This is a genomic window from Pollutimonas nitritireducens (genome assembly GCF_002849615.1).
Lineage (GTDB): Bacteria > Pseudomonadota > Gammaproteobacteria > Burkholderiales > Burkholderiaceae_B > Pollutimonas > Pollutimonas nitritireducens.
Map to the genome: position 1 here is coordinate 485,659 of NZ_PDNV01000001.1, position 23,890 is coordinate 509,548.

At 53.6% G+C, this 23,890-nt stretch carries 21 protein-coding genes and 1 pseudogene; 15 read left to right on the plus strand and 7 right to left on the minus strand.

Features of this window, described 5'->3' with window-relative positions:
- Window positions 1-14: 14 nt before the first annotated feature.
- The 12 genes and pseudogenes from CR155_RS02305 to CR155_RS02365 all read left to right on the plus strand — a co-directional run bounded on the left by CR155_RS02305 (window position 15) and on the right by CR155_RS02365 (window position 12,640).
- Window positions 15-971: a Bug family tripartite tricarboxylate transporter substrate binding protein gene (locus CR155_RS02305; protein ID WP_102068368.1), complete on the plus strand. Its 957-nt coding sequence runs from the start codon at window positions 15-17 to the stop codon at window positions 969-971.
- 48 nt (window positions 972-1,019) lie between these two features.
- Complete coding sequence (locus tag CR155_RS02310; protein WP_102068369.1) at window positions 1,020-2,249, plus strand: CaiB/BaiF CoA transferase family protein; 1,230 nt, start codon at window positions 1,020-1,022, stop codon at window positions 2,247-2,249.
- A gap of 313 nt (window positions 2,250-2,562) precedes the next feature.
- On the plus strand, window positions 2,563-3,009 hold the full coding sequence (locus CR155_RS02315) for a PaaI family thioesterase (protein ID WP_158238226.1): 447 nt from the start codon (window positions 2,563-2,565) through the stop codon (window positions 3,007-3,009).
- Between the two features lie 441 nt (window positions 3,010-3,450).
- Window positions 3,451-4,095 (plus strand): nitroreductase, encoded by a 645-nt coding sequence (locus CR155_RS02320; protein ID WP_255399122.1) that lies wholly within the window; start codon window positions 3,451-3,453, stop codon window positions 4,093-4,095.
- Window positions 4,096-4,681: 586 nt separating this feature from the next.
- Window positions 4,682-4,762 (plus strand): annotated as a pseudogene (locus tag CR155_RS20975) (SDR family oxidoreductase); the annotation flags it as partial.
- A 37-nt stretch (window positions 4,763-4,799) separates the two neighbouring features.
- Window positions 4,800-4,916 carry an SDR family oxidoreductase gene (locus tag CR155_RS02330; RefSeq protein WP_199171651.1) on the plus strand — a complete coding sequence of 39 codons (117 nt, stop codon included), beginning with the start codon at window positions 4,800-4,802 and terminating at the stop codon, window positions 4,914-4,916.
- Between the two features lie 260 nt (window positions 4,917-5,176).
- Complete coding sequence (gene leuC / locus CR155_RS02340) at window positions 5,177-6,574, plus strand: 3-isopropylmalate dehydratase large subunit (protein ID WP_102068371.1); 1,398 nt, start codon at window positions 5,177-5,179, stop codon at window positions 6,572-6,574.
- A gap of 1 nt (window position 6,575) precedes the next feature.
- Entirely contained in the window at window positions 6,576-7,226 is a 651-nt protein-coding gene (leuD, locus tag CR155_RS02345; RefSeq protein WP_102068372.1) for a 3-isopropylmalate dehydratase small subunit, read from the plus strand.
- Between the two features lie 5 nt (window positions 7,227-7,231).
- The gene (locus tag CR155_RS02350; RefSeq protein ID WP_102068373.1) at window positions 7,232-7,786 is read left to right on the plus strand and encodes a carboxymuconolactone decarboxylase family protein; all 555 of its coding nucleotides are present in this window, start codon (window positions 7,232-7,234) and stop codon (window positions 7,784-7,786) included.
- 535 nt (window positions 7,787-8,321) lie between these two features.
- Window positions 8,322-9,302, plus strand: a complete 981-nt coding sequence (locus CR155_RS02355; RefSeq protein ID WP_102068374.1) for a Bug family tripartite tricarboxylate transporter substrate binding protein — start codon at window positions 8,322-8,324, stop codon at window positions 9,300-9,302.
- 110 nt (window positions 9,303-9,412) lie between these two features.
- Window positions 9,413-11,062 (plus strand): GMC family oxidoreductase, encoded by a 1,650-nt coding sequence (locus tag CR155_RS02360; RefSeq protein ID WP_233213833.1) that lies wholly within the window; start codon window positions 9,413-9,415, stop codon window positions 11,060-11,062.
- Between the two features lie 72 nt (window positions 11,063-11,134).
- Window positions 11,135-12,640 (plus strand): aldehyde dehydrogenase family protein, encoded by a 1,506-nt coding sequence (locus CR155_RS02365; RefSeq protein WP_199171652.1) that lies wholly within the window; start codon window positions 11,135-11,137, stop codon window positions 12,638-12,640.
- A 325-nt stretch (window positions 12,641-12,965) separates the two neighbouring features.
- Here CR155_RS02365 and CR155_RS02370 read toward each other — a convergent pair whose 3' ends face one another.
- The gene (locus CR155_RS02370) at window positions 12,966-13,985 is read right to left on the minus strand and encodes an IS110 family RNA-guided transposase (protein ID WP_102068377.1); all 1,020 of its coding nucleotides are present in this window, start codon (window positions 13,983-13,985) and stop codon (window positions 12,966-12,968) included.
- Window positions 13,986-14,217: 232 nt separating this feature from the next.
- Between CR155_RS02370 and CR155_RS02375 the strand changes: the two genes are divergently transcribed.
- From CR155_RS02375 to CR155_RS02385, 3 genes are all read left to right on the plus strand, one after another.
- Complete coding sequence (locus CR155_RS02375) at window positions 14,218-15,189, plus strand: Bug family tripartite tricarboxylate transporter substrate binding protein (protein ID WP_158238227.1); 972 nt, start codon at window positions 14,218-14,220, stop codon at window positions 15,187-15,189.
- A 307-nt stretch (window positions 15,190-15,496) separates the two neighbouring features.
- On the plus strand, window positions 15,497-16,477 hold the full coding sequence (locus CR155_RS02380) for a Bug family tripartite tricarboxylate transporter substrate binding protein (RefSeq protein ID WP_102068379.1): 981 nt from the start codon (window positions 15,497-15,499) through the stop codon (window positions 16,475-16,477).
- A 198-nt stretch (window positions 16,478-16,675) separates the two neighbouring features.
- Entirely contained in the window at window positions 16,676-17,404 is a 729-nt protein-coding gene (locus tag CR155_RS02385; RefSeq protein ID WP_102068380.1) for a DUF4286 family protein, read from the plus strand.
- 41 nt (window positions 17,405-17,445) lie between these two features.
- Here the strand turns inward: CR155_RS02385 and CR155_RS02390 are convergent, their stop codons facing one another.
- From CR155_RS02390 to CR155_RS02415, 6 genes are all read right to left on the minus strand, one after another.
- A complete protein-coding gene (locus CR155_RS02390) occupies window positions 17,446-18,588 on the minus strand; it encodes an acyl-CoA dehydrogenase family protein (RefSeq protein ID WP_102068381.1) in 1,143 nt (380 codons plus the stop codon).
- Window positions 18,589-18,649: 61 nt separating this feature from the next.
- Complete coding sequence (locus tag CR155_RS02395; RefSeq protein WP_102068382.1) at window positions 18,650-19,408, minus strand: enoyl-CoA hydratase/isomerase family protein; 759 nt, start codon at window positions 19,406-19,408, stop codon at window positions 18,650-18,652.
- A 115-nt stretch (window positions 19,409-19,523) separates the two neighbouring features.
- Window positions 19,524-20,477, minus strand: coding sequence for a Bug family tripartite tricarboxylate transporter substrate binding protein (locus tag CR155_RS02400; RefSeq protein ID WP_158238228.1), 954 nt, complete (start codon window positions 20,475-20,477; stop codon window positions 19,524-19,526).
- A 46-nt stretch (window positions 20,478-20,523) separates the two neighbouring features.
- The gene (locus CR155_RS02405; protein WP_233213838.1) at window positions 20,524-21,717 is read right to left on the minus strand and encodes a CaiB/BaiF CoA transferase family protein; all 1,194 of its coding nucleotides are present in this window, start codon (window positions 21,715-21,717) and stop codon (window positions 20,524-20,526) included.
- Between the two features lie 3 nt (window positions 21,718-21,720).
- Window positions 21,721-22,500, minus strand: coding sequence for an SDR family oxidoreductase (locus CR155_RS02410; protein ID WP_102068384.1), 780 nt, complete (start codon window positions 22,498-22,500; stop codon window positions 21,721-21,723).
- A 103-nt stretch (window positions 22,501-22,603) separates the two neighbouring features.
- Window positions 22,604-23,584: a Bug family tripartite tricarboxylate transporter substrate binding protein gene (locus CR155_RS02415; RefSeq protein WP_102068418.1), complete on the minus strand. Its 981-nt coding sequence runs from the start codon at window positions 23,582-23,584 to the stop codon at window positions 22,604-22,606.
- Window positions 23,585-23,890 lie beyond the last annotated feature (306 nt).

A 23,890-nucleotide genomic window follows, 5' to 3' on the forward strand; every position in this document is an offset into this window, starting at 1 on the left:
AACAGGAGAAAACAATGAGCTATCGCTTCATACTTTCGGCGATCTTCGCGATCACGCTGCCACTTACTGCAGTTGGGCAAAACGCGCCGACAAGAATCATCGTGCCATTCACGGCAGGGGGCGCTACAGACACGCTCGCACGAGGACTTGCTAGTCGCCTGTCCGAGGCTTGGGATCGCCCGGTAGTGGTAGAAAACAAGCCAGGCGCGGCTGGAACCATTGGGTCACGGCAGGTCGCACTTTCGTCGCCTGATGGAAACACACTGCTCATCGTAGCGAGCGGACATGCAACCAATGAGCTGGTCCATGAAAAATTGCCGTATAAAACGCTCGACGATTTTACGCCCATCGCACAGATAGTCGACGTGCCAAACGTGCTACTGGTTCCCAAGAACAGTCCGTACCAAAACGTCATGCAATTGATCGCGGCTTCAAAAGAAGCGCCCGATTTACTCTCATATGGCACTTCTGGTATCGGCACCTCTGTCCATCTGGCTGGTGAGCTTTTCAAAGCTATGAGCGGCGCGAAGATGGAGCCCGTGTTTTTCAAGGGGGATTCCGAGTCCCTATCCAATGTTGTAGGAGAGCATGTACCCGTCAGCGTCAATACCGTTCCTGGTGCTAAAGGACAAATTGATGCAGGCAAAGTGCGAGCGCTCGCTGTAACGTCGCAACAACGGGTACCAATTCTTGAAGATACGCCCACGATCAGCGAGGCAGGTGTTCCCGGGTATGAGGTGAGTACATGGTTTGGAATCTTGGGACCTAAAGGCATGGATCCTGACGAGGTGAAACGTATAAATGCAGACATCCGTACCGCCATGACGAACACTGAAGTCGTCAAGCAGTTAAGTGACAGGGGCATGATTGTCAAAATTGGCTCGCCATCTGATTTCGATCAATTAATACGCAATGAAATCGACAAGTGGCGCCCGATCATAGGAAGTATGGATATGCGTGGGAAAAACTGATCGTTATCACAATCAACAACCATTTCCTCTCACATACTGAGTACGACAATGAACCTTCTCGACAAACTGCCGCAATTGCCATATTCCGACGGATTAAACTTTCTTCAAGGAGTAACGGTACTGGATCTGACGACCTCCATTGCCGGCCCATACAGTACCCAACTGCTGGGCGACCTCGGAGCGGAGATTATCAAAGTTGAAAGGCGCGATGGTGGGGATGATGCTCGCCACTGGGGGCCGCCTTTCCTGAACAACGAGTCGTTGTGGTTCATCAGCGCCAACAGGAATAAAGAAAGCCTGACCCTCGACCTGACGCTCCCGGCGGGCCGGAGGATCCTTCATGAACTGGTCAAGCAGGCTGACGTTATCGTGATGAATACGGCCTCTCGTATCCAGGCTAAGCTGGGCATAGACTACCAAACCCTTCACGCCATCAACCCATCGCTGATTCACGTCTCGATTACGGGTTTTGGTTTGGAAGGCGTAGGGGCCGATCTGCCTTGCTATGATTTGATCGCCGAAGGGTACTCCGGCATCATGGATCTGACCGGAGAGGCCGCTCGCTCACCTCAGAAAATCGGGACGCCGGCATCCGACCTGCTTGCTGGCCAAGATGCTGCGCTGGCCATACTCGCGGCTTTACATGGGCGTCAGCGTACCGGTTCGGGTACCCAGATCGATATTTCAATGGTGGCCAGTTCCACACGATTCATGGCGTCCCGCATCGTTCCCTACCTCGGGTCCGGCAAACTACCCAGACGGTCCGGCGGCACTGACTCAGTGGTCGCTATCTATCAGGTTTTCGAGACGGCTGATTATCCCATCACGCTCGGTCTTGGAAACGATGCAATTTGGCATCGCTTCTGGACGGCGGTTGGCCAGCCAGAATACGGTATGCAAGACTCTCTTAGTTCCAACATCAAGCGCTGCGAGCTGCGCCAGGACATTGTCGCCAAGATCGCTAAAATTCTGGCCGAGTATCCGCGCGAAAAATGGCTGGACTTGTTCGCACGGCATAGGATTCCCGCAGGACCAATCAACACGTTGGCACAACTGGTCGATGACCCTCTGGTGCAAGCGAATAACCAACTCTACTGCCTGGATGGCCCATCAGGACCGATTCCTCAAGTGGGACTCGGTATTCGTTTTGATGGGGCCAGCGAGACCGCGCGTCGCGCTCCACCGAAACTTGGCGAAGATACGGAACGAATCCTTCGAGAGCGCCTTGTCATGTCAGCAGACGATATTGCGGATTTGAGGAAAGCGAAGGTGATTTGATTGGTGACTATAGGTTGATTACAAAGAAGATTCTCGAGTCTTTATGTGCGTCGCAGAGGCATCTTTTTTATTTTTACCAGTCACTACCACCTCATGCTTCTAACTATAGGCGCATTTTTCACCGCTCCGGGCCGACAAGGGACTCAGAAAAATGTTGATATTTAGAGCGCTGAAGAATCATCGTATCGGTACAGGGGGCGAATTTCCCCCGAGAAACCGAGGTTCAGTGAAATCAACGGCATAACGTGTTATGCCGCGCTTGACGTGTGTTCGAAGCGAGGCCGACGGCGAAAATTTCATAACGAGAGACTATATGGTAGTTGAGCGACAAGAGTCTGAAATACATTCAGAAAATAATTGGGCAAAGCCTAACTTCGGGGCGATCTTAGGTTTTATCCATGAAGAAGCGCCGAATGAGAGGGCGATGGTCAGGCTTGATGTGCAATCCGAGCATTGCAATTTGCGAGGTATGGTTCATGGTGGCGTGCTGATGTCCTTGATGGACGCCACAGGGCTGTGGGCGGGTGTACCTAAAGGCGAAGCCGTGCCAAGCGCGGCAACGGTGAGCCTTAACTGCAGCTTTCTGCGGGGAGCTAAACGGGGCGAAACAACGTCGTTGCGGGCGGAAGCCTTGGTGACCAAGCGGGGCCGGGCGCTTCACTTCGCGTCGGTTTCGGTCTATGGCATGCCGCAGAACACGCTCCTTGCTACAGGTCAAGGCATTTATAGCTGGGGCGCAACGTCAAACCCAAGCGCCTGAAGTAAATGTGTTTGTTTCAACGTCACTATAAGAGCCTCAAAAAAGCCCGGCTCAACCGGTCAGTGCAACACCTTAGATTTATTGATCGAATAAGATATGGAGGGATGTGCAATGGCCTGTGCTTATGGAGCCATGATTGATGAGCGCAAAACGCGAATCTGGCAACTGTGGCGACAGCGCCGCCCTTGATTGATATTGCCCGTGATATTGAGAAGCCCCCTGCGACCGTCTATTCTTACCTTACGTAAAGCTTATTGATCGAGAGTATGCTGCCCTCCTAGATGGAGCAAGCGTACTTCATCAAACAGGGCTAAGGTATTTTCGATTTTGATTAAATAATGATTAGCATTCTTTTGCTCAAGCGCAAGCATAAAATTTCGAGCGTTGACACTGATGACCCCCTTTGAGAACTCAAACAAGCTAGCATTGCTAGATTACTTAATGACCGCTCGGCACAGTTGCCGGGCCTTTCTGCCGCAACTGGTTACTCGCGATGTAATCATGCAAATTCTACTGACATCCCAACAAACGGCATCGTGGTGCAACGCTCAGCCATGGCGCGTTTATGTCGTTAGCGGAGATCCGTTGGAAGCTCTCCGCGCCGACTTAATTCGTTGCGCAGAGGAGGGTCGACGCCCGAACCCAGAGCTGGATTGGCCGCGTGAATACCGAGATGTCTTCCAAGCGCGTCGACGCGAATGCGGCTGGCTACTTTATGGGGCTGTAGGCATCGAGAAAGGCGACCGGGCAGGCTCTGCAGAGCAGGCCCGCGAAAACTTCCGATTGTTTGGCGCCCCTCACCTCGCCGTAGTCACAAGCCCTGACGTTCTAGGTACGCATGGTTGCATCGACACCGGCGGCTGGGTGTCAAACTTCATGCTCACCTCTGTCGCACATGGGGTAGGGACGATTGCCCAAGCGGCGCTTGCTTCGTGGCCGGACGTTTTACGCAAGCATCTGCCGATCGAGGCCGATCAACGTATCGTTTGCGGCATCTCCTTCGGCTATGCGGACAATATACATCCCGCCAACGGATTTCGGACGACGCGGGCTCCCTTGGGCGAGGTCGTGACGTGGGTCGACTGAGCAACGCCCCGTCAAGCAATTAGTTAGATCCGTCCGATCTCTTGGAGTGGCGACATGAAGACTCGGACAAGGTCAACCGCAGTTTGCCGGGCCGATCAAAGCCATAATCGAAGAACCTTCAGCCTTTGATTATCAAACGGTGGCGTAGCTACTGCGTTTTTATGAGGACACCATGCAGCGCAGTCTTGCAGCTCACGCTAACGAGTAAGAAAACGAGCCGTTGACTTTAGGCCTCGCAGCCAGGCAATACAACTGCAGCCGAAATTTCCTTGGGTGTGCGCAGCCATGGAGGGGGTCATTAATGGCCTTATCACGAGACGACGTCATGGCTCGATTCGTACCTAGACGCGAATCAGAGACGGCTGAGCAGTCAAACTGTTTTTTACGAACACACCGTCGCATTTGCCAAATACACTGTCCACCCATGCCAACGATATTCACGTCAGATTAGCAAACGAGCAGACCCATAGGCTCGTATGTAATTGCGAACGCTGGCGCTTGGTCCAAACGAGGTTCTGCAGGTTGGCACGCAAGTTGCGTTAATCCGAATAACATAATTTGGATTAACGGAGAAAGCTCGATGTATATGAACGACACATTGAGGGGTCGCGTCGCCTTGATCACCGGCAGCGGCTCGGGGATCGGTCTTGAAATCGCCACCATCTATGTTCGCCTGGGCGCGAGCGTAATGCTTACGGGACGGAATGAGGCAGGATGTGGCAAATGCCGCTGTTTACCTCGCCTCGGATTTCGCTACCTATGTCACCGGCGAAAGTTTGATCGTCGATGGTGGCCGGTGGTTGAAATACGTGGCCGCGTGACATCTCTTCCTGGAAATCTTCCGCACAGCGATGATAATCGCTACCGCGCCGTCCGCGCTCCACACCACCTTCAAATATTGTAAACCACTCAATCTGGCGAACCTATTGCTCGCGGTCCGCTGGTATACGCGATTATGGGTGGCCTGCAATACGCAAGCACCATCACTGGCGGAACACCCTCTCAGGAAATGACGGCGACCCTGCTATATCGTCGGCTGGGCTACTAAATAAATAACGCAGGAACATCTAAGGCAAACGGCATGAATGAAACTCTGTACGAGAAGGTCTGGAACGCTCACACGATTTTGCAGGGCGACGATGGACAGTCACTACTGCATGTTGGGCGCCACTTAGTGCAAGATGGCTCTCTTCATGCCTTCGAGTTCTTGCAAGCCCGCGGCATCGGGGTGCGTCGACCTGACCAGACGTTCGCCACGCCCGATCATGGCGTCTCGACCCAAAGACGCGACATTGCCGCGATCAAAGATCCAGACCAACGGCGCGCGGTCGATTTGCTGGCCCAAAATGCGGCAAAGTTCGGTATTGTCCACTTCGCTCTTGGCGATCCGCGCCAGGGCATCGTGCATGTCGTCGGCCCCGAACAGGGTCTTACGCAGCCCGGCATGCTCCTGGTTTGCGGGGACTCCCACACATCTACCCATGGCGCGCTCGGTGCCCTTGCCTTCGGCCTCGGCGCTAGCGACATTTTGCACGTGCTCGCGACCCAGACAACATGGCAAAAACGATCGAAGACAATGCGGGTCACGATTGATGGCAACCTCTCCTCGGGAGTCACAGCCAAAGACCTGATACTGAAGATTATCGCCAGGATCGGCGCCAATGGCGCCACGGGCCATGTCATCGAGTACGCCGGCGCAACAATACGCGCTATGTCCATTGAAGAGCGACTAACCATATGCAATATGTCAATCGAAGCTGGCGCCCGGGCGGGCATGATAGCCCCTGACGAAACGACCTACACATATATGGAAGGCCGTCCGTTCACGCCCAAGGGAGCGCAGTGGGAGCGCGCACTCGCCTACTGGCGTACCTTGCCCTCTGATCCCGACGCCATTTTCGACAAAGAAATCCATCTGGACGCGAGCGCAGTAGCCCCCATGGTGACATGGGGAAACAGTCCCGAAGATGCTCTGCCGGTTGACGCCCACGTTCCTGATCCTGCAACCGAGTCTAATCCTCAACGACGGGCATATATGCTACGAACGCTGAAGTATATGGGGCTGGAGCCCGGCATGGCACTCACCGATATCCAAGTCGACCAAGTGTTCATCGGATCATGCACCAATGCACGCCTTGAAGATTTGCGCGCCGCATCAAGCATCGCAAAAGGAGGTCGGGCGGTAATCCCAGCTCTGGTCTCTCCGGGGTCAACAGCCGTAAGGCTTGCCGCTGAAGCTGAGGGACTGGACAGAATATTTCGTGATGCTGGCTTCACCTGGGGCGAATCGGGCTGTTCGATGTGTGTAGGAATGAACGGCGACATCGTTGCACCCGGAAAGCGGTGCGCATCAACGTCCAATCGCAATTTCGTCGGCCGTCAGGGCACTGATAGCCGCACGCACCTCCTCAGCCCCGCAATGGCAGCCGCAGCGGCGCTCACTGGCCGCATCACAGACATACGCAAATTCGGAGCCTGATATGGAAATTTTTACGGTCCTCGAAGGCATAGCCGCTCCTATCGATCAAACTGTGGATACCGATCAACTATTGCCGTCGCGCTTCCTGCGCCGACCGCGCAAGGATGGGTATCAGAACTTCCTGCTACACGATCTACGTTTTCATGCCGACGGAAGCGAGAAACCTGATTTCGTGCTCAATAAGAAGCCCTTCCGCAAGGCCTGCATCCTGGTCGGAGAGCGCAATTTTGGCACGGGATCCAGTCGGGAACATGCTCCATGGGGCCTGACCGACTATGGCATCCGCTGCGTGATTGCCGCAGATTTCGGCGATATTTTTTTTCAAAATGCGCTCAAAATCGGTTTGCTTCCAGTAAAGCTAGACATTGAGCAATGCACGACGCTACGCGAACAACTGCACGCAAATCCCGGGGCAAGCATGCGAGTCGACTTGCCCCTGCAATTGGTCACCAGTCCCGACGGCACGACCTACCATTTCGAACTAGACGCTTTCCGCAAGCGCTGTCTGCTCGAGGGCCTGGACGACATCGGTATCACCTTGCAGCAAGATGCTGAAATCACTGCATTTGAACAGGCCTATCGTAAAAAATACGACTGGCTTTTCGACATCCCTTCAGACACTTCCCAAATCAATTCCACTCAGGAAGGTTAACTACCATGGCATTTTTCAAGTCTATTCCCGCACATGTCGGTCCACCCCATGTGTACATGCAATATCCCGAAATATATGGCCCCTGGTCCAGCATGAGCGAGGCGTTGATGAACGGCCCCTCCTCGTTAAACCAGGGGGAGCGAGAACTGATCTTTGCCTACTCGGCAGGATTGGCACGGTGCGAAATGGTGTACGTGGCGCATTCCGAGGTCGCATATGCTTGGGGAATTGAAAACGGTTTGGTAGACCCTCTGCTCAAAGACCTAGACACAGCACCTGTAGAAGATCGTCTGAAGCCCTTGCTGGCCTTCGTTCGAAAATTGACATTGACGCCCAGCGAAATTTCCCAGACCGATGCGGATGCTGTGTTTGATGCTGGATGGGATGAAAAGGCGCTACACGATGCCATCGCCGTGACGGGTCGAGCCAAATTTATGGTGTGTATTGCCCAAGGTTTCGGGTTCAAGCCCATGTCTCGCGAAAAGGCCGCACTTCGCGCTAAAGAGCGAGTTGAAAAAGGTTACGTCAACCTTTACCCCGTATTTCAAGAAAAACAATAAAACTTTAGTGGTGGGCCACTTCGTCAGCGGCCCACCACAGTCCCGACTACAGGCGTATGCCAAACACACACTATTGTTCTCGGAACAAACATTGCGAGGCAAGCGCTACAGCGGATCTATTGTCAAACTATCAGGAGCGCCGCATGTTTTAAACGTATTGGCACAAACTTTGCTTGTTTCAACCCATATGGGACGGCTAATAGACGTGCCTACTGAGCATGTGGTTAACACCATAAGAATCAGGTAATTAAATACCTGCCCACTACAGAAGGAGACAATCCAAAATGAACGTCAAGTTCTTCCTGACCGTCCTATCAAGCGTGTCTGTTGTGTGTGGTCTCGGATTCGCAACGACATCGGCAAATGCTGCAAACGCTTTTCCCGCCAAAAAGCAGACATGAAGTGGCTCGTAAGCGAACTCAATTTATCCAGCCAATAGCACCAAGCCATGCCGCCTCTGTTCACGATAACCAATATCGGACTCACCGGTAGCGTCATTAAGTAAATCAAACTATTCAAACGAGAGACAAACACAATGAACTTAAAAAAAATACCCCGACTTCTGCTTACCGGTACCGTCTTGCTACTTGCCAGCGCTACTTCAGCGTATGCAACCGACTCGTTTCCATCCCAACCTGTTCGCATCATCGTCGGTTCTGCACCCGGAGGCCTGCTTGATATTACGACACGCGTTGTGGCCCAGAGAATGGGGGAAGTGCTGGGCCAGAGTGTGATAGTGGAAAATCGACCAGGTGCAGGCACCGTTATTGCAACTCGGGGGGTAAAAGCCGCTGCCGCAGATGGATACACCTTGATTTCTGCGACCACTTCGATTGCAATGCAGCCAGCAGTAAGGTTGAATCCAGGCTATGACTTGCTCAAGGACTTCACCGGCATCGGCCCGATGACGCGTGCTCCGCTTTTGATGTTGGCGCGGCCCAATGCCTCTATGGATTCCCTGGCAGATTTTATGTCTCTCGCCAAAGCGCAGCCTGGCAAACTGACCTATGCTTCCTCCGGTATCGGAGGCTCAATTCATTTAGGCACGGCTTCTTTCGCTCAAGCAGCCGGATTGAATCTGTCCCACATTCCGTACAAAGCTAATTCAACAGCGTGGCCCGACGTAATCGGAGGACGTGTTGACACAATCTTCGAGCCCTACGGCAGCGCCGCGCCCATGCTGCAGGACGGGCGGTTAAAGGCAATCGGCATTACATCGACAAAGCGTCTAAAAGTACTTCCAGATGTACCGACAATGGCAGAATCTGGTGTCCCAAGTTACAACTATTATATTTGGCTCGGTATGTTCGCGCCGGCAGGAACGCCGCCGGACGTGGTTCAGCGTCTATCGAAAGCACTACAAGAAACAATGGCGACGCCCGAATTGCAAAAGCGTTTTGCTGACGAAGGCTCTGAATCTATGCTGATGTCCGCGGACGAATTCAACCAATTTATTAAGCAAGAAACGGAAGCGGTGTCGAAGCTGGTCACCGACCTGGGCGTGCCCAAACAGTAATTTTGCAAAGCGACATTGGCATGTCGCCATATACGCGACGGCCAATCCGCTGGTGTCTATGTTCACTTTTAAGGAGGATACCGGCATGTGTTCATCAGAGGATGGTATTAGTGGATAACTATGTTGTGAATACGTCGACAGATAGCTTTGACTTCATTATCGTCGGAGCCGGATCGGCAGGTTGTGTGGTGGCCAGTCGCCTTTCCGAACAACCGGACTGCCGCGTGCTGCTACTCGAGGCCGGCCCGCCGGCTGATAACTTCTGGATCCGCACTCCTGCCGGAATGGCCAAGATGTTCAAGTCAGAGCGCTACAACTGGCGTTTTCACACGGAACCTGTTCCGACACTGGGTAATCGCAAGCTCTACTGGCCACGCGGCAAGGCACTCGGTGGCAGCAGTGCTATCAACGGAATGGTTTATTGCAGAGGCAATCGGGATGATTATGACCTCTGGGCGCGTCTTGGCAACTCTGGTTGGAGTTGGGATGAGGTCCTGCCTTACTTCAAGCGTTCAGAAAACAACATGCGAGGAGCCACCCCATACCATGGCGGCGAAGGTCCGCTGGTTGTCAGTGACCCGGTGGTCAAACACCCCTCTATCACCGATTTCGTTGAAGCCGCGCGTCGCACTGGCATTCCGCAAATTGACGACTTCACTGGTGTTGAGCAGGAAGGGACAGGCATCCTGCAAGCCAATATTCGCAATGGTATGCGGCAGTCTGCTTATGACGCGTTCATTGCCCCCGTGCGTCACAGGCCCAACCTGGTCGTACGTACCGGCGTTCATGTACGTCGCGTTCTGTTCAAAGACAAAGAAGCTACTGGCGTTGAGGTACTTGAGAACGGCCAAGTTCTTGCCTACCAAGCGCGACAAGAGGTGGTTATGTCCGCAGGCGCGCTCGCTTCGCCCCAATTGCTGATGCTTTCTGGCATTGGCGATGGCGAGGCCTTGCAACGTCACGGGATACAGACCGTGATGCATACCCCCGGCGTGGGCCGCAATCTTCAAGACCATTTTACCGCCCGCCTCCAGGCACTGTGCACACCCGAAAGTTCGTATAACGCCGACCTGAATGGCTGGCGCAAATATATGCAAGGCTTGCGCTATATCCTGACCAAAAGCGGCTATCTCGCGCTTTCCTCTTCCCAGGCCGCCGCCTTCGTCAAGAGCGGGCCAGAGATCGATTTTGCCGACCTGGAAATCAGCTTCCGACCTATGACGTTCACGTACAAAGATACCGGTGTAGTAGAAGTGGACAATTATCACGCAATAGGAGCCTCCGTATATCGCGTAAGGCCTGCCTCGCGCGGTGAGATCCAGCTGCGATCCGCCGATCCATTGCAGGCTCCGGCATTCATACCTAACTACCTTGAGGCGGCAGAAGACGTCGAGGCAATGCTCTCGGGTTTGCGGATTCTACGTTCCATTCTGGCGACCGATCCCATGGCATCTCGCATCGTGAAAGAACTCGTCCCGGGGCCCTCAGTTACGACAGATGAGCAACTGATCGACTTCATGCGACGTGAGGGCCACTGCGCATACCATCCGGCAGGGTCATGCAAAATGGGTAATGACGCCATGGCTGTCGTTGACGAACGCTTGCGCGTGCGCGGTGTCCGTCGCTTGCGTGTGGTGGACGCCTCTATCATGCCTACCGTGACTTCCGGCAATACGAACGCACCAACCATCATGATCGGTGAAAAGGGTGCCGATATGATTCGCGCCGATACGCTAAAAACGAGCACTTTCGCCGCTTGATGCCGCTAACAAGGTTGCCCTGCCGCACGTGCGGCGGCACCATAACAAACGCTATTTTTAAGGATGACCACGATGACGGCCACACAGAATTCCTCCACCGTTAGCACCCTGGCCCCCGGTCACCAGAAAGCGCTGAACTGGATCAAGTCCGGAACCAAGCGGCTTCTGATTGGAGGGAAATGGGTAGAGTCTCAATCGGGCAAGACTTTTGCAACAGTTAATCCGGCAACGGGCGAAACTTTGACTCACATAGCAGAAGCAGGCAGCGCCGATATCGACGCCGCTGTAGTTGTCGCCCGGCGTGCATTTGAATCATCCTCATGGACTGGGATCTCACCGCATGCCCGCACCCGCCTGCTGCTCAAGATCGCAGAGCTGGTCGATCAAAATGCAGAAGAGCTGGCAGTGCTGGAAACCCTGGACATGGGAGCACCACTCTCCGCCAATATCGCCCGGTCGGCGCAAGTCGCCGAAATCTTCCGCTATTACGCTGGGTGGCCAACAAAGATCTTTGGCACCACCAATCCCATGGACGCATCCCGCTTCCAGTACATGCTGCGCGAACCAGTGGGCGTATGCGGCTTGATTAATGCCTGGAACGTGCCTTTGGTCATGGCAGCAAACAAAATTGCACCCGCGCTCGCTTGCGGCAACACGGCGGTGCTTAAACCGGCCGAACAGGCCTCGCTGACCACTTTGCGCCTGGCCGAACTGATCGAAGAAGCTGGCATACCGCCGGGTGTACTTAATATTGTTCCGGGCTTTGGCGCGACGGCAGGTGCTGCGATTGCAGCACACCCGGATATCGACAAGGTTGCCTTTACCGGATCAACCGACGTGGGCCGACAAATACTTGTTGCCTCCACAGGGAATATGAAGAAAGTATCGCTCGAACTTGGCGGCAAGTCTCCGAATATCATCTTCCCCGATGCAGATATCGACAGGGCATTGACGGTTGCGGTGGATGCGTTCTGCAAGAACTCCGGCCAGATATGCTCTGCTGGAACCCGCCTGTTCGTACATGAGAGCCTGGTCGAACAGGCCACTGAGCAAGTATCTAAAATGGCAGCCACCTACAAGGTCGGCTCGCCCTTCGAGGCAGATACCCAGTTAGGCCCCCTTATCTCGGAGAAGCAAATGGAGCGGGTACTGTCTTACATTGATGTGGGCCAGAGCGAAGGTGCGCAGTTGGTCCTGGGCGGCGAGCGCATGGGTGACGTGGGCTACTTCGTGACGCCAACTGTTTTCAGCAGCGTCACCAATAAGATGGCTATCGCGCAGGAAGAAATTTTCGGCCCAGTGCTTTCGATCATTTCCTTCAAAGACGAAGACGACGCCGTTTTCAAGGGCAACGATAACTCGTATGGTCTGGCCGCAGCAGTGTGGACGCGGGATATCAGCCGTGCTCACAGAGTCGCCCGCGCCCTAAAATCCGGACGTGTCTGGATCAATACCTACGCCGAGGGCGACCCAGTCATGTCTTTCGGCGGATACAAGCAGTCTGGTTATGGACGGGAATCGGGCGCTGAGTCTATCGATTCCTATACCCAAACAAAATCGATCCTTATGCGCTTATGAGAGAGAAGCCCTTTTCCTGTTGTTTTTTGCTCATGGCTCCATTTATATGGACGCCTCCCGTTTTGCAAGGGAACTTCGAGTGTGTCCGACGCTACGGGAACGGTTCGCAGCTTTATATCCGGCCTTGATGCAGTCGGTCTGTCCGCTGCGGGCCCTGATGGAATTCGCTGGCCCGCACCTCATTCCTCTCTCGAGCTAAAAGCTCTAGGAGCCATTCAGGTTTAGCGGGCCACGGTCCGACCGACGTCGCCATCACTCTCAACACCTATGCAAACTTTGACATTCCTCCTTCACAGAACCAATTCTTCATCTGACCGTTTTCAACCTATGCTGGCTTAGTGCTTACATACTCTTTTTGATACGGTCTGTTGTGAGCAAGCACGGCCCAGATTGTTCGTGCAATCTTGTTCGCGAGCGCAACAATCACTACGTTCGTATGCCGCCTGCTCTTTAACTGTTCCACCCACGCGCCAGGCTCCTTCGCATTGATCAACACGCTGCGAGCACCATGAATCAGTAGGGTGCGTAAATACGTATCGCCGCGTTTACTGATACCGTGCAGCCTTACCCGACCCCCTGAGCCGGTCTGTCTTGGCACTAGCCCCGCCCATGCCGCGAACTCTCGCCCTGATTTGAATACCTTCGCGTCGCCAATCATTGCGACCGCTGCCGTCGCCGTTAGCAGACCTACACCGGGGATTTCGCTGATAGCTTTTACCTCGTGGTCGTCTTTCTTCCATTCACGCATCCGGCGCTCGATAGCTGAAATCTGCTCATCCAGCTTTGTTAAGCTGTTCCACTGCTCACGCAACGTATCGATCAACACCGCCGGCAAGCGCTCGGCAATACGAGCAAGGATGTCTGGTATCGCTCTGTCCAGTGACGCCCGCCCTTTAGCTGACACCTCGCCGAACTCGCTCAGCAATCCTCGCAGGCCGTTCATCTGCATTGTTCTAAACTTGACCAAATGTTCCCGCATTCGATGCAAAGCCAACATTGCTTGCTGCATTTCAGTCTTAATTGCCACTTCTTTACTCGGCTGCTGCACAGCAAGCCAAATCGCCCTGGCATCTGCCGCATCATTCTTGTTTCGGATATTAAACGCTTTGACAAATTCGCCCGGCATCAGTTTGACTTGATGGCCCATCTTCACCAATTGTCGCGCCCAATGGTGGGCACCGCCGCATGCCTCCATACCGATTAAGCACGGAGATCGGTTTGTGAAGTGCTCGAGAAATGCTGCGCGTTTGATCGGCTTGTTCACGACCTCCCCGGTACCCTCATCCACGTAGTGGACATGCATAACCGTCTTGGCAATATCAATCCCCACAGGTATCAGCTTCATATCGTAATCTCCGGTTGGACTAAGAAGACTTATACCTCCGTCTAGGTCTCGCAGGTGTGGAAGGCGTCCATACCATTTCTCTCAAGATTAGGAGCCTCCTCAACCCGGGGTGATTCAATCTATCAGTTCGTCCACTTTCGCAGAAGTTGGCATGACCATTGCTTAAACAGTTTGGTGTGCATTTCTATGCGACAGCTGAAACATCCTAACTAGAAACTGAATGGAGAGCAAAATGAACAGACGAATTTTGATCTTGGCGGCGGCAGCTCTGCTGGCCACCACCTCCGTGAATGCTGGGGAAAGCGACTATCCTAACAAGCCCATACGTATGATCGTGCCGTATGCCGCGGGCGGCGTGACCGACGTCATCTCTCGGGCGGTGGCCAACCAAATGGCCAAGCAGCTAAACCAGCCGGTCGTGGTGGAGAACCGTACTGGTGCCGGCGGCAACATCGGCACCGACCTGATTGCCAAATCAACACCAGATGGATACGTTGTGGGTATCGCGACGAATGGCCCTATGGCCGCCAACAAGACGCTGTACAGCAGTCTCAACTACGACCCGGAGAAGGATTTTTCGCCCGTCACACTGCTATTTTCGATCCCCTATTTGTTATTCGTGCATCCCTCCGTAGAGGCAGACAATATTCACGAGCTCATCAGCTTGGTGAAAGCCAATCCGGGGAAATACAACTATGCGCACGGTGGCGTTGGCACGGCCCAGTATTTTGCGGGAGAGCGCTTCGTCAGCATGGCCGGTGTTAAGTTAGGAAGTATTGCCTACAGGGGTGAGGCGCCAGCCGTAGTTGATGTACTTGGTGGCCATGTGCCAATCGGTATTGCCAGCTATACATCAGTCGGCCCGCATCTAGCGACTGGATCTCTGCGTGTGTTGGCCGTCACGTCCAAACAGCGCAGTGCTCTGCTGACAAAAGTGCCCACGCTCGATGAGTCGGGATTGACGGGTTATGAAGTTCAACCTTGGTTCGGACTAGCGGGTCCAGCAGGAATGCCCGCTGATGTGATCCAGAAGCTTCATGCGGCAGCTGTGGCCAGCCTCACGTCATCGGAAGTGTCCAAGGCTGTCACTGACATTGGGGGCGCAACAGTAAGCAATTCTCCTCAGGAATTCTCGGACTTTATTTCAAGTGAAATTCCCCGTTGGGCAGCCATGGCCAAAGAGTCTGGCGCCAAGATTGAGTAACCAACTCTACAGCCTGGACGACCCCTCAGGGCCCATTCTTCGAGTGAGACTGCGTATCCGTTTTGATGGGGACTATCGGTTGATTACAACAAAGATTCTTGAGCCTTCCTGTGTGTCGCACAGACACCATTTGTGCTTCCCCCAGTCACTACTTGGTCGCGAAATGGGATTAATAGAGGCTTAAGCGACTTGGCATCGGTATTGCTTAATCCAAGTTGATTAGTGTTCCCATCCATTCATACACTTCATATTTCTAACGCTAGACAAATTTTCCGCCGCTCCAGACGGACAAAGGAGACATCAAAAAATGTTGGTATTAAAAAAATTGCTTCTGGCCACCGCAACGTCGATGGCAGGCCTGACCATGAGTATGCCGGCTGTGGCCAGTGACTATCCGAATAAACCCATACGTCTCATTGCTCCGTATGCGGCAGGGGGATTATCAGACATTTTGTCCAGGCTGCTTGCTCAAGAGCTCTCGGACCGTCTGGGTCAGCCCGTTATCGTTGAAAACCGCACTGGCGCCGGCGGTATTATCGGAATCGATTATGTGGCAAAGTCGCGGCCTGACGGCTATACCCTGGCTGTGGCAGGGCAAGGCCTGGCCAGCGTAAACACCACGCTGCACAAGGATCTTCCCTACAACACCTTAAAAGATTTCACGCCACTTTCTTTGATTGCCAAGTTCTCCATGGTGCTCGTGGGAAATCCCGACAAGCCGCCCAAATCCATTGCCGAACTTATCAAGGTTGCAAAAGAGAACCCGGACAGCTTGAACTATGGTTCGGCAGGTAACGCCTCAACCGCCCACCTGACCATGGAAATGTTCAAAGACCAAACGGGCGTGAAGATGCTGCACGTGCCATATAAGGGGGAGGCGCCCGCATTTACCGAGTTGGTTGGTGGGCGGATCGACGCGCTTTTTGCCACCGTCGGAGGCGCCTTGTCTTTGATTCAAGCTGGGAAACTCCGTCCAATCGCGGTTGCTGACACCACACGTAACGCGTTACTTCCCGACGTGCCAACGATCGCTGAGTCAGGCTTGAAGGATTTCAATGTATTCGGTTGGTATGCCGTGCTTGCGCCTGCGGGCGTACCGCAAGACGTGGTCGATCGCCTGAGCAAAGCGTTAATGGATATTGGCCAGAGCGCTAAGTTTCGTGAGGCAATGAACTCACGTGGTATGGAGGCAATAGGCAGCTCGCCTGAAGACGCCGCTAAAACCGTCAAAGAGGAAACTGATCGCTGGGGTGCCATTATCAACAAGGTTGGCATTACGACCAACTAAACCCAAAGGCATATACTACCGATCCGTGAATCTACCATTGCTCCAAAGCTCGGCCGCAACCGTTGAGCTGGTTGGGGCGGTAGTAAAGCGCGCCATTGCTAGCGCCGGGCAGTGGCGCACTTGCGTTTCAAGAGGAGTCATTGTGCATTGTGACGATACCAGCGGCCTTCTCCTACCCCATCAATATTCGGATCCAAGATGAGCAAACGCACCGACAAGAAAGAAGATGTGCCTGGTTTACTGCTGGTGATGCATGACATTCCCCCAGAGCTGGACGCTGAAATGAATCACTGGTATCACCACGAGCATATGGCCGAACGCCTTGCTGTGCCGGGCGTTGTCTCTGCACGAAGATATCAGGCCATCGAAAGCCAGCCTGCTTACATGATCGTGTACAAATGTGATTCCATCGACACGCTCTTGTCGCCGGAATATAGACGTGTTCTTGATCACCCCACCGAGACGACACGTAGGATTTTGCCTCGAATGGAGAATGTCATTCGTGCTGTCTGTCGCGAAACATGGTCGATAGGCAGCCATGTCGGTGCCACAGCCGTTGTCGTTCAGTGCAAGGCTGTCGAGGGCCGTAAAGACTATGCGCGGACATTCATTCGGGACACCCTCGCCCAAAGATTACGCGAATCAGGTGATATAGTTTCCATGTCACTATGGGAGTCAGACGCGGACGCGACGGACGCAACCAATTCAGAGACGACCAGGCGAACCGCCCCAGACCACTATGCAGATTGGGTTCTTATAGTCGAAGGCTATAACCGCGCCAGCTTGTCGCTAGCCTTGCACCGCGAAGCGTTGCTTTGCGATGGCCAGCGTGATGGCTTGTTGCTGGGGGCGATGATGCGTTACGAACTTATGTGCATCTACAATGCCCACGACATGGCGCCGCCCGTTACGATCGGTTCTGCTTGAGCGCGCTGGACCGAAGCTGTAACCGTCGATACCAATGCCACTTATAGACCAAGGTCACGGGCGATTAATTGCCGTTGGATCTGTGAAGTTCCGCCGCCCACGGTCGCGTTACGTGCGTCGCGCCAATGACGCTGCATCGCATGATCTGTGGTGTATGCATGGCCACCCAGTATTTGCATGCCCGACGCGGTTATACGCTGGAGCATTTCAGATACGTAAAGTTTTGCCATGCTCGCCTCTTTACGACACGGCAAACCGTTGTCGTAACGCCAAGCTGCCATCGTTGTAAGCCAACGACCACACTCCAACTCGGTTGCCATATCAGCAATCATGTGAGCAATTGACTGAAAATGACCTATAGGTTGACCAAACTGGTGTCTTTCTTTGGCATAGTCAACCGCATCGTTCAAGGCGCTGCTGGCGCATCCTAAGTAATTGGCGGCAAGCGTAATGCGTTCTCGTTCGAGATGACGCCCGATGTACTCCCAACCCTTACCTGCGTCGCCCAATAGATAGCGAGCGGGGATGCGTACGTCATCGAAGTAAATCTCCGATAGGCCGAGTATGCGTCGGCCAATGACATCAAGGCGGCGGATTGTGACACCAGGCAGATCGTTGGGCACTAAAAATAACGAGATACCCTCGTGCCGTTTCTCGGTTTGTTCGGTGCGGACAGCCAGAATGATCTTATTGTCCGGTGCGTCAGCTCCACTGGAAAACAATTTTTGCCCACTGATCAACCAGTCGTCGCCGTCTTTCCGGGCTTTTGTACTCAGAGATGCCGCGTCAGACCCCGACCCTGGCTCGGTCAGACTGAAGGAAAGCTTCATGTCACCCTTGGCCACAGAAGGTAGGATAGCGCGCTTCAATTCGTCGGAGGCGACGTCTGCCAGTATTGAAGAACCCCATGCTTGCAGAGCAACGCGGGTTGCGAAGTCTACGCTTGGCTTTGCCACCTCTTCATACAGAATGATGCAGTCAGACATTGGGCTACCCATACCTCCGTACTCAGCAGGGACGACCATTGAAATCAACCCGGCTTTCACCATGGCGGAATAAACGTCCTCGGGAAAAATACCGTCGCGGTCCCACTGCCGAACCTTCTCGGATGTGCATTGGGATTGAACGATCTTTGCGATCGCTGCGCGAAGCATGTTCTGCTCTTCTGTTGGTGTGAAGTTCAATTGTATACCTCATGTGAAATTCGAGTTCTAGGGAAAAACAGTCGGATCAGGGTTTTTTTCGCTATTTGCGCGTACGCACTTCTTTCATGGCGTTTTGGTGTCCCTGGGTGGACGATGCCAGGGCAAAGGCATCGGCCTCATGGGCCAGCGTCCGTTCGAATCCGGCTGCCCATTGTTGCGCGCAAAGCGCCTTCGTGAGCATGACCGCCTCCCAGGGCAATTTGCATAAGTTCCGCGCATACTTCTCACTGAAATCGCCCAACTCTGCAGCGGGAACGAGATGGCGCGTCAGCCCCACGCGATGCGCCTCGTCGGCTTTCATGGTTCCACCGCTTAGCAAGAGCTCGAGGGCGATGGCGGCATTCAGCTTTGCTTGCAGCAGATACGCCATGCCGCCATCGGGAACGACGCCCAGACGCACGAACGGGAAGACCAGCTTCGCATCATCAGCCATGATCAAAATGTCTGCGACGAGCGCCAACGATGCCCCGCCTCCCACTGCTGCGCCTTGAACGGCGGCTATTACGGGCTTACGCATGCGTGCTATCGCAATATGGTGTTTCTGGGCGAGCAGCACTCGATCTCGCCACGCGAGTGGCGTATCGGGCGCATCTTGCAAGTCCGCTCCGGCACAAAACGCGCGACCCTCTGCGCGCAGAAGCACCACCTTTACCTCATCGTCTTCACTGACGGCGGCCAAGGCTTCACCCAATTTCTTTCGTAACGCTGAAGAAAGCGCGTTGAGCTTCTTCGGATGAGCGAGCGTTATAACCGCCAATCCATCACTTTTCTCCAGCTGTATCGTTCCAGAATCTTCCATTCTCTTTGTCTCCAATAGTCAATCAACGAATTTGTGGATCGTTATATCGTGTTCGTTAGTTGGTAAAAATCGTGAATGTGGATCGGTAAAGATCAGACATTTCACCGCGATATTATTAATCTCTTACAAGACCGTTCTCTTTAACGACCTTAAGCGTCAGCGCAAGTTGATCTTTAAGAAATGAAGAGAACTCTTCTGGATTTGATGTTGTAACGGTTATATGGTGTTCGGCAAGGGCTGCGATAAGTTGAGCATCGGACAGCGTTGCGGTAATTACGTCGCTTAGCTGTGTTCGTAGGGCCGGTGGCATGCCGCGCGGGCCGAAGAATCCTCCCCACGGCACCAGTGGGAGATTCTCAAACCCCGAGTCAGTCATGGTCGGGATGTTCGGATACTTGTCCAATCTGGATTTGGTTGTGGTTATAAGTGCGCGCAGCTTGCCTTCCTGTATGAAACCCGCCGTCGTGGTCGGGGTTGCAAACATGACATCGACTCTGCCGCCCACTAGATCGATCACAGCAGGAGGCTCGCTGTTATAAGGAATATGCTGCAGGTCTAACCCAGAATTTCCAATGAGCTGCGCCATGGCAATGAGCGACGATGAGCTGCCTGAGGCATAGTTCATCTTTCCCGGGTTCGCCTTAGCGTATTTAATGAACTCTTCCGTACTGTTGATAGGAAGGTTTGCATTAGTGACAAGAAAGAACGGGAATTCACCTACCTGAGTAATTGGGGATAGATCTGTCAATGGATCGTAGAACGGTTTTTTATGAAAACTGTTTATTCCGGTGACAGCCGTGTTCGTGGAGAAGAGCAAAACATCACCGGATGGGTCGGAGTTGATTACCTCTTTGGCGGCAATCAAGCCTTGTGCACCGGGCCTATTGTCAATCACCACGGGCCGCGACATTGCTTTGCTCAAGTTGTCGCCGATCAGGCGTGCCGCCGTATCGGTAGCCGACCCAGACTGAAACGGCACGACAACTCTTAGTGGCTTGCCCGAGGCGTTAACATTGGATGTATAGAATGCGCTGGCGAGCATGACGCTGAGGAAGTGTCTTCTTTGCATCTTTTTGATCCTGTGAGTAAGAGAGAGGAATGAACGTGCAAATCCGCTACTTGGACGTATCCTGCCAAGCAGAAACAGCGCCGGAGTCAAAGAGCTCCTGCTGTTGTTTTTCACTGAAGCCGAACTGAGACAGAATTTCGCGCGTGTCTTCACCCTGCCGCGGAGCACGTTTTCCCGTATTTTCACGCGGCGTACCAGGGACTCGGGCGACGCGGACATTGTGCGGCCCGTTCATCCCGCTTTGTTTAAAAATTTGCCGATGCGCGACATGAGGATCCTCGAGAAAGTCTGAGTATCCAGACACCTTCCCGCACACAACCCCATGTTTATTCAATGTCTCTATCCAATAGGCAGTGGTTTTGCTGTAAAAGATGTGTTTTAGCGCTGAGTTAATCTCGTCTGCATAAGAGAACCGATGGGCCGCTGTTGAAAACCTCTTGTCAGCGATCCATTCGTTCTTCTCAATCGCATGGCACAGTCCGATAAACATGCGATCATGCAGCGATGTGACATTGATGTGCCCGTCCTGGGTTGCGAATGTACCTGCCGGTACGCTTAGCGGCTGAGAAACGTTTCCCTCACTGAGTGCCTCGTCGACAATTGCTCCGCTCTGGATTGCCGCAGCAGCATCAAGCAAAGAAACCTCTACGCGCGCGCCTTTCCCGTTTATGGCGCGGTTATACAATGCCGCACCGACAGCCTGTGCTGCATAGATGCCGGTAGTGATGTCAACCAGCAGAATCCCGACTTTACGTGGGTTTTGATTGGCATCCTTATTCACCACCATCATGCCGCTCATAGCTTGAAGTGTTGAATCAGACCCAGGGCGCATGGCATAGGGCCCGTCTGCGCCAAAGGCGGTGACCGATACGTAGACCAAATCAGGACGCTTCTTGGAAAGTTCGTCATACGACAAACCGAGACGCTTCGTTACTCCAGGCCGGAAACTTTCTATAACTACATCGGCCTGCAACGCGAGCTGATGCATGAGCGCTCGACCATGCTCCTTCGATGCGTCGATGCAGATGGAGCGTTTTCCAAGGTTGTATGCAATAGAGAGCGAATTCATGCCATCAACTTGGATGCCGATATTGCGCCCCCAGTCGCCCGTTGGGGGCTCGACTTTAATCACCTCTGCGCCACTTTCCAGGAGAATCATTGCGCAGTATGGGCCAGCGATGCCCTGGCTTAAGTCCAGAACTTTCAGTCCGGAGTATGGAGCTACTATTGATATGCTCATGGCTTAAGCAGCTACGTACTTCAGCCAGCGACCACCGTCGACAACCAGGTTCTCGCCGGTAATGTATTGGCCTAGATCCGACGCCAGATAAACTGCGGCATTGGCGATGTCCGACTTTTTGCCAAAGCGCCCCAACGCCGTCTTCTTTCGCTCCAGCTCCTCGCGCCCAGTTTCTTGATACAAGCGTCGTACCCCCTCTGTATCACCGATGGGGCCAGGTGAAATGGTATTGACTCGAATTTGATCGTCGCCCCATTCAACGGCCAACGTGCGCGTCAAGGAAATGATGCCCGCTTTAGCTGCTCCTGCATGCGCAGCACCGGGCCAGCCACTTAGGCCAAGCATTGTCGCAATACTAATGATGCAGCCCCCGTATTCTGATTTTTTCAAATGTGGGTATGCCGCATGACAGCCATAAAAGGTGCCGTTCAAGTCAATGTCTATGACAGTCCTCCAGCCATTCGGGGAAAGGTCTGCGGTGGGGCAGTGAAAATTTCCGGCGGCGTTGTTCACCAGGATATCTAGCCCGCCATATTGGCTAACCGTGGTAGCGACCGCGCTCTGCACCTCTTCATAATTTCTTACGTCGGTCCGAATAGCCTGAATTGTCAGACCTTCGGTTGCCAATGCGGTAACAGCGCCGTCCAGGCGTTCTTGATTTCGGCTGGCGACCATCACCTTCGCGCCAAGGCGTGCGTAGGTCGCAGCGATTTCAAAACCTATGCCGCCTGCCCCCCCGGTGATTAATGCGACTCTTCCCTTCAGCACATCTGATGTAAACATGATTTACCTTCCATTTAACGATGCCGTCCACAGTAGAGAGCGTCGATACGCCGACGCTCGCATCGGACTAAGAATTTATAGATGAATACGTCCGACAGTCGAACTATTCGACTTTGATTCCAGACTCTTCGATTAGCGACTTCCACTTCGGACGCTCCGACTCAATGAACTGAGTGAATTCTTCGGGTGTGCTGCCCTTCGCTATCCCGCTCATGGACTCCACGCGTTCCCGGAAACTCGGTGACGAAGCAATGGTTTGAACCGCCTCACTCAATTTTTTAATAGCGGGTTTAGGCGTGCCGGCTGGAACGACTAGCCCATACCAAGCGGTAAGGTCGTACCCAGGCAAGCCGGACTCGGCGACGGTTGGTATATCAGGAACCGAGGGCACCCGATCCTTTGATGTCACAGCCAGACCTCTGAGCATCCCGCTGTCGGTAAAACGTTTGGCAGCAAATATGCTTCCAAAAACAATCGGCACCTGACCTCCGACCGCGTCAGGCATCGAGGCGCCGTCCCCCTTGTACGGAATATGCGTCATCTGCACGCCCGCCAAGGTTTTCATTAGCTCTCCGGCAAAGTGGGTACTGGTTCCCAACCCCCCCGAGGCGAAGCTGTACTTGGTCGGATTGGCCTTCAATAGCTCGATGAGCTCCTTGACAGAGTGGGCGGGGACACTCGGATGAACGGCGATCATATTGGGAAGGTAGGCGACGAACGACACGGGATCGAAGTCTTTGTTCGGGTCGAATGAAATGCCTTTCATGAACATCGGATTTGCAACCAACGGGCCGTTGGTACCGATCATGATCGAGTACCCGTCGGCCGGCATCTTGGCAAACATTGTCGACCCGACGTTCCCGCCCGCGCCGGGCTTATTCTCTACGATGACTTTCTGCCCAAGAACCTTGGACATTTCATCCGCCAAAGAGCGACCCAGTGAGTCGGTTGGGCCTCCGGCGGCAAAAGGGATAATCATATGGATAGATTTGGTGGGGTAATCAGCGGCCCAGGCGGTCGTCATGGCTGCAGCACCCGCCAGTGATATCGCCCAGCGACCCGCTTTCTTGTGCGTGTTTTTCATGTCATCTCCTTTATGGCTTTGTTCTGTGTAGGCCAAGACTTCGTCTAGACCTACTTTGAGCTTTATTGACCTCTTACATGACTCCAGGTGGAAAGGCTTCCACCCGTCTGACATTACGCAAACTGCATGCCAAGTTTTTTTAGCTTTAGGAGTAGCGAATGCCTAGGCAGCCGGCGCCCATAAGCGATCGGCGGTTAATATCGCTGTTTTTGGAGTTATATGAGACTAAGGCAAAAGTGTTCGGAAGAGCAGTGGGCGCACACCGGGCCTGTATTCAGAACATACAGATCGCTGCGTTATGCCTAT

Coding starts and splice junctions, on each gene's coding strand:
- CR155_RS02305 (WP_102068368.1), top strand. CDS start 15: ATGAGCTATCGCTTCATACTTTCGGCGATCTTCGCGATCACGCTGCCA.
- CR155_RS02310 (WP_102068369.1), top strand. CDS start 1,020: ATGAACCTTCTCGACAAACTGCCGCAATTGCCATATTCCGACGGATTA.
- CR155_RS02315 (WP_158238226.1), top strand. CDS start 2,563: ATGGTAGTTGAGCGACAAGAGTCTGAAATACATTCAGAAAATAATTGG.
- CR155_RS02320 (WP_255399122.1), top strand. CDS start 3,451: ATGACCGCTCGGCACAGTTGCCGGGCCTTTCTGCCGCAACTGGTTACT.
- CR155_RS02330 (WP_199171651.1), top strand. CDS start 4,800: ATGAGGCAGGATGTGGCAAATGCCGCTGTTTACCTCGCCTCGGATTTC.
- leuC (WP_102068371.1), top strand. CDS start 5,177: ATGAATGAAACTCTGTACGAGAAGGTCTGGAACGCTCACACGATTTTG.
- leuD (WP_102068372.1), top strand. CDS start 6,576: ATGGAAATTTTTACGGTCCTCGAAGGCATAGCCGCTCCTATCGATCAA.
- CR155_RS02350 (WP_102068373.1), top strand. CDS start 7,232: ATGGCATTTTTCAAGTCTATTCCCGCACATGTCGGTCCACCCCATGTG.
- CR155_RS02355 (WP_102068374.1), top strand. CDS start 8,322: ATGAACTTAAAAAAAATACCCCGACTTCTGCTTACCGGTACCGTCTTG.
- CR155_RS02365 (WP_199171652.1), top strand. CDS start 11,135: ATGACGGCCACACAGAATTCCTCCACCGTTAGCACCCTGGCCCCCGGT.
- CR155_RS02370 (WP_102068377.1), bottom strand. CDS start 13,985: ATGAAGCTGATACCTGTGGGGATTGATATTGCCAAGACGGTTATGCAT.
- CR155_RS02375 (WP_158238227.1), top strand. CDS start 14,218: ATGAACAGACGAATTTTGATCTTGGCGGCGGCAGCTCTGCTGGCCACC.
- CR155_RS02380 (WP_102068379.1), top strand. CDS start 15,497: ATGTTGGTATTAAAAAAATTGCTTCTGGCCACCGCAACGTCGATGGCA.
- CR155_RS02385 (WP_102068380.1), top strand. CDS start 16,676: ATGAGCAAACGCACCGACAAGAAAGAAGATGTGCCTGGTTTACTGCTG.
- CR155_RS02395 (WP_102068382.1), bottom strand. CDS start 19,408: ATGGAAGATTCTGGAACGATACAGCTGGAGAAAAGTGATGGATTGGCG.
- CR155_RS02400 (WP_158238228.1), bottom strand. CDS start 20,477: ATGCAAAGAAGACACTTCCTCAGCGTCATGCTCGCCAGCGCATTCTAT.
- CR155_RS02405 (WP_233213838.1), bottom strand. CDS start 21,717: ATGAGCATATCAATAGTAGCTCCATACTCCGGACTGAAAGTTCTGGAC.
- CR155_RS02410 (WP_102068384.1), bottom strand. CDS start 22,500: ATGTTTACATCAGATGTGCTGAAGGGAAGAGTCGCATTAATCACCGGG.
- CR155_RS02415 (WP_102068418.1), bottom strand. CDS start 23,584: ATGAAAAACACGCACAAGAAAGCGGGTCGCTGGGCGATATCACTGGCG.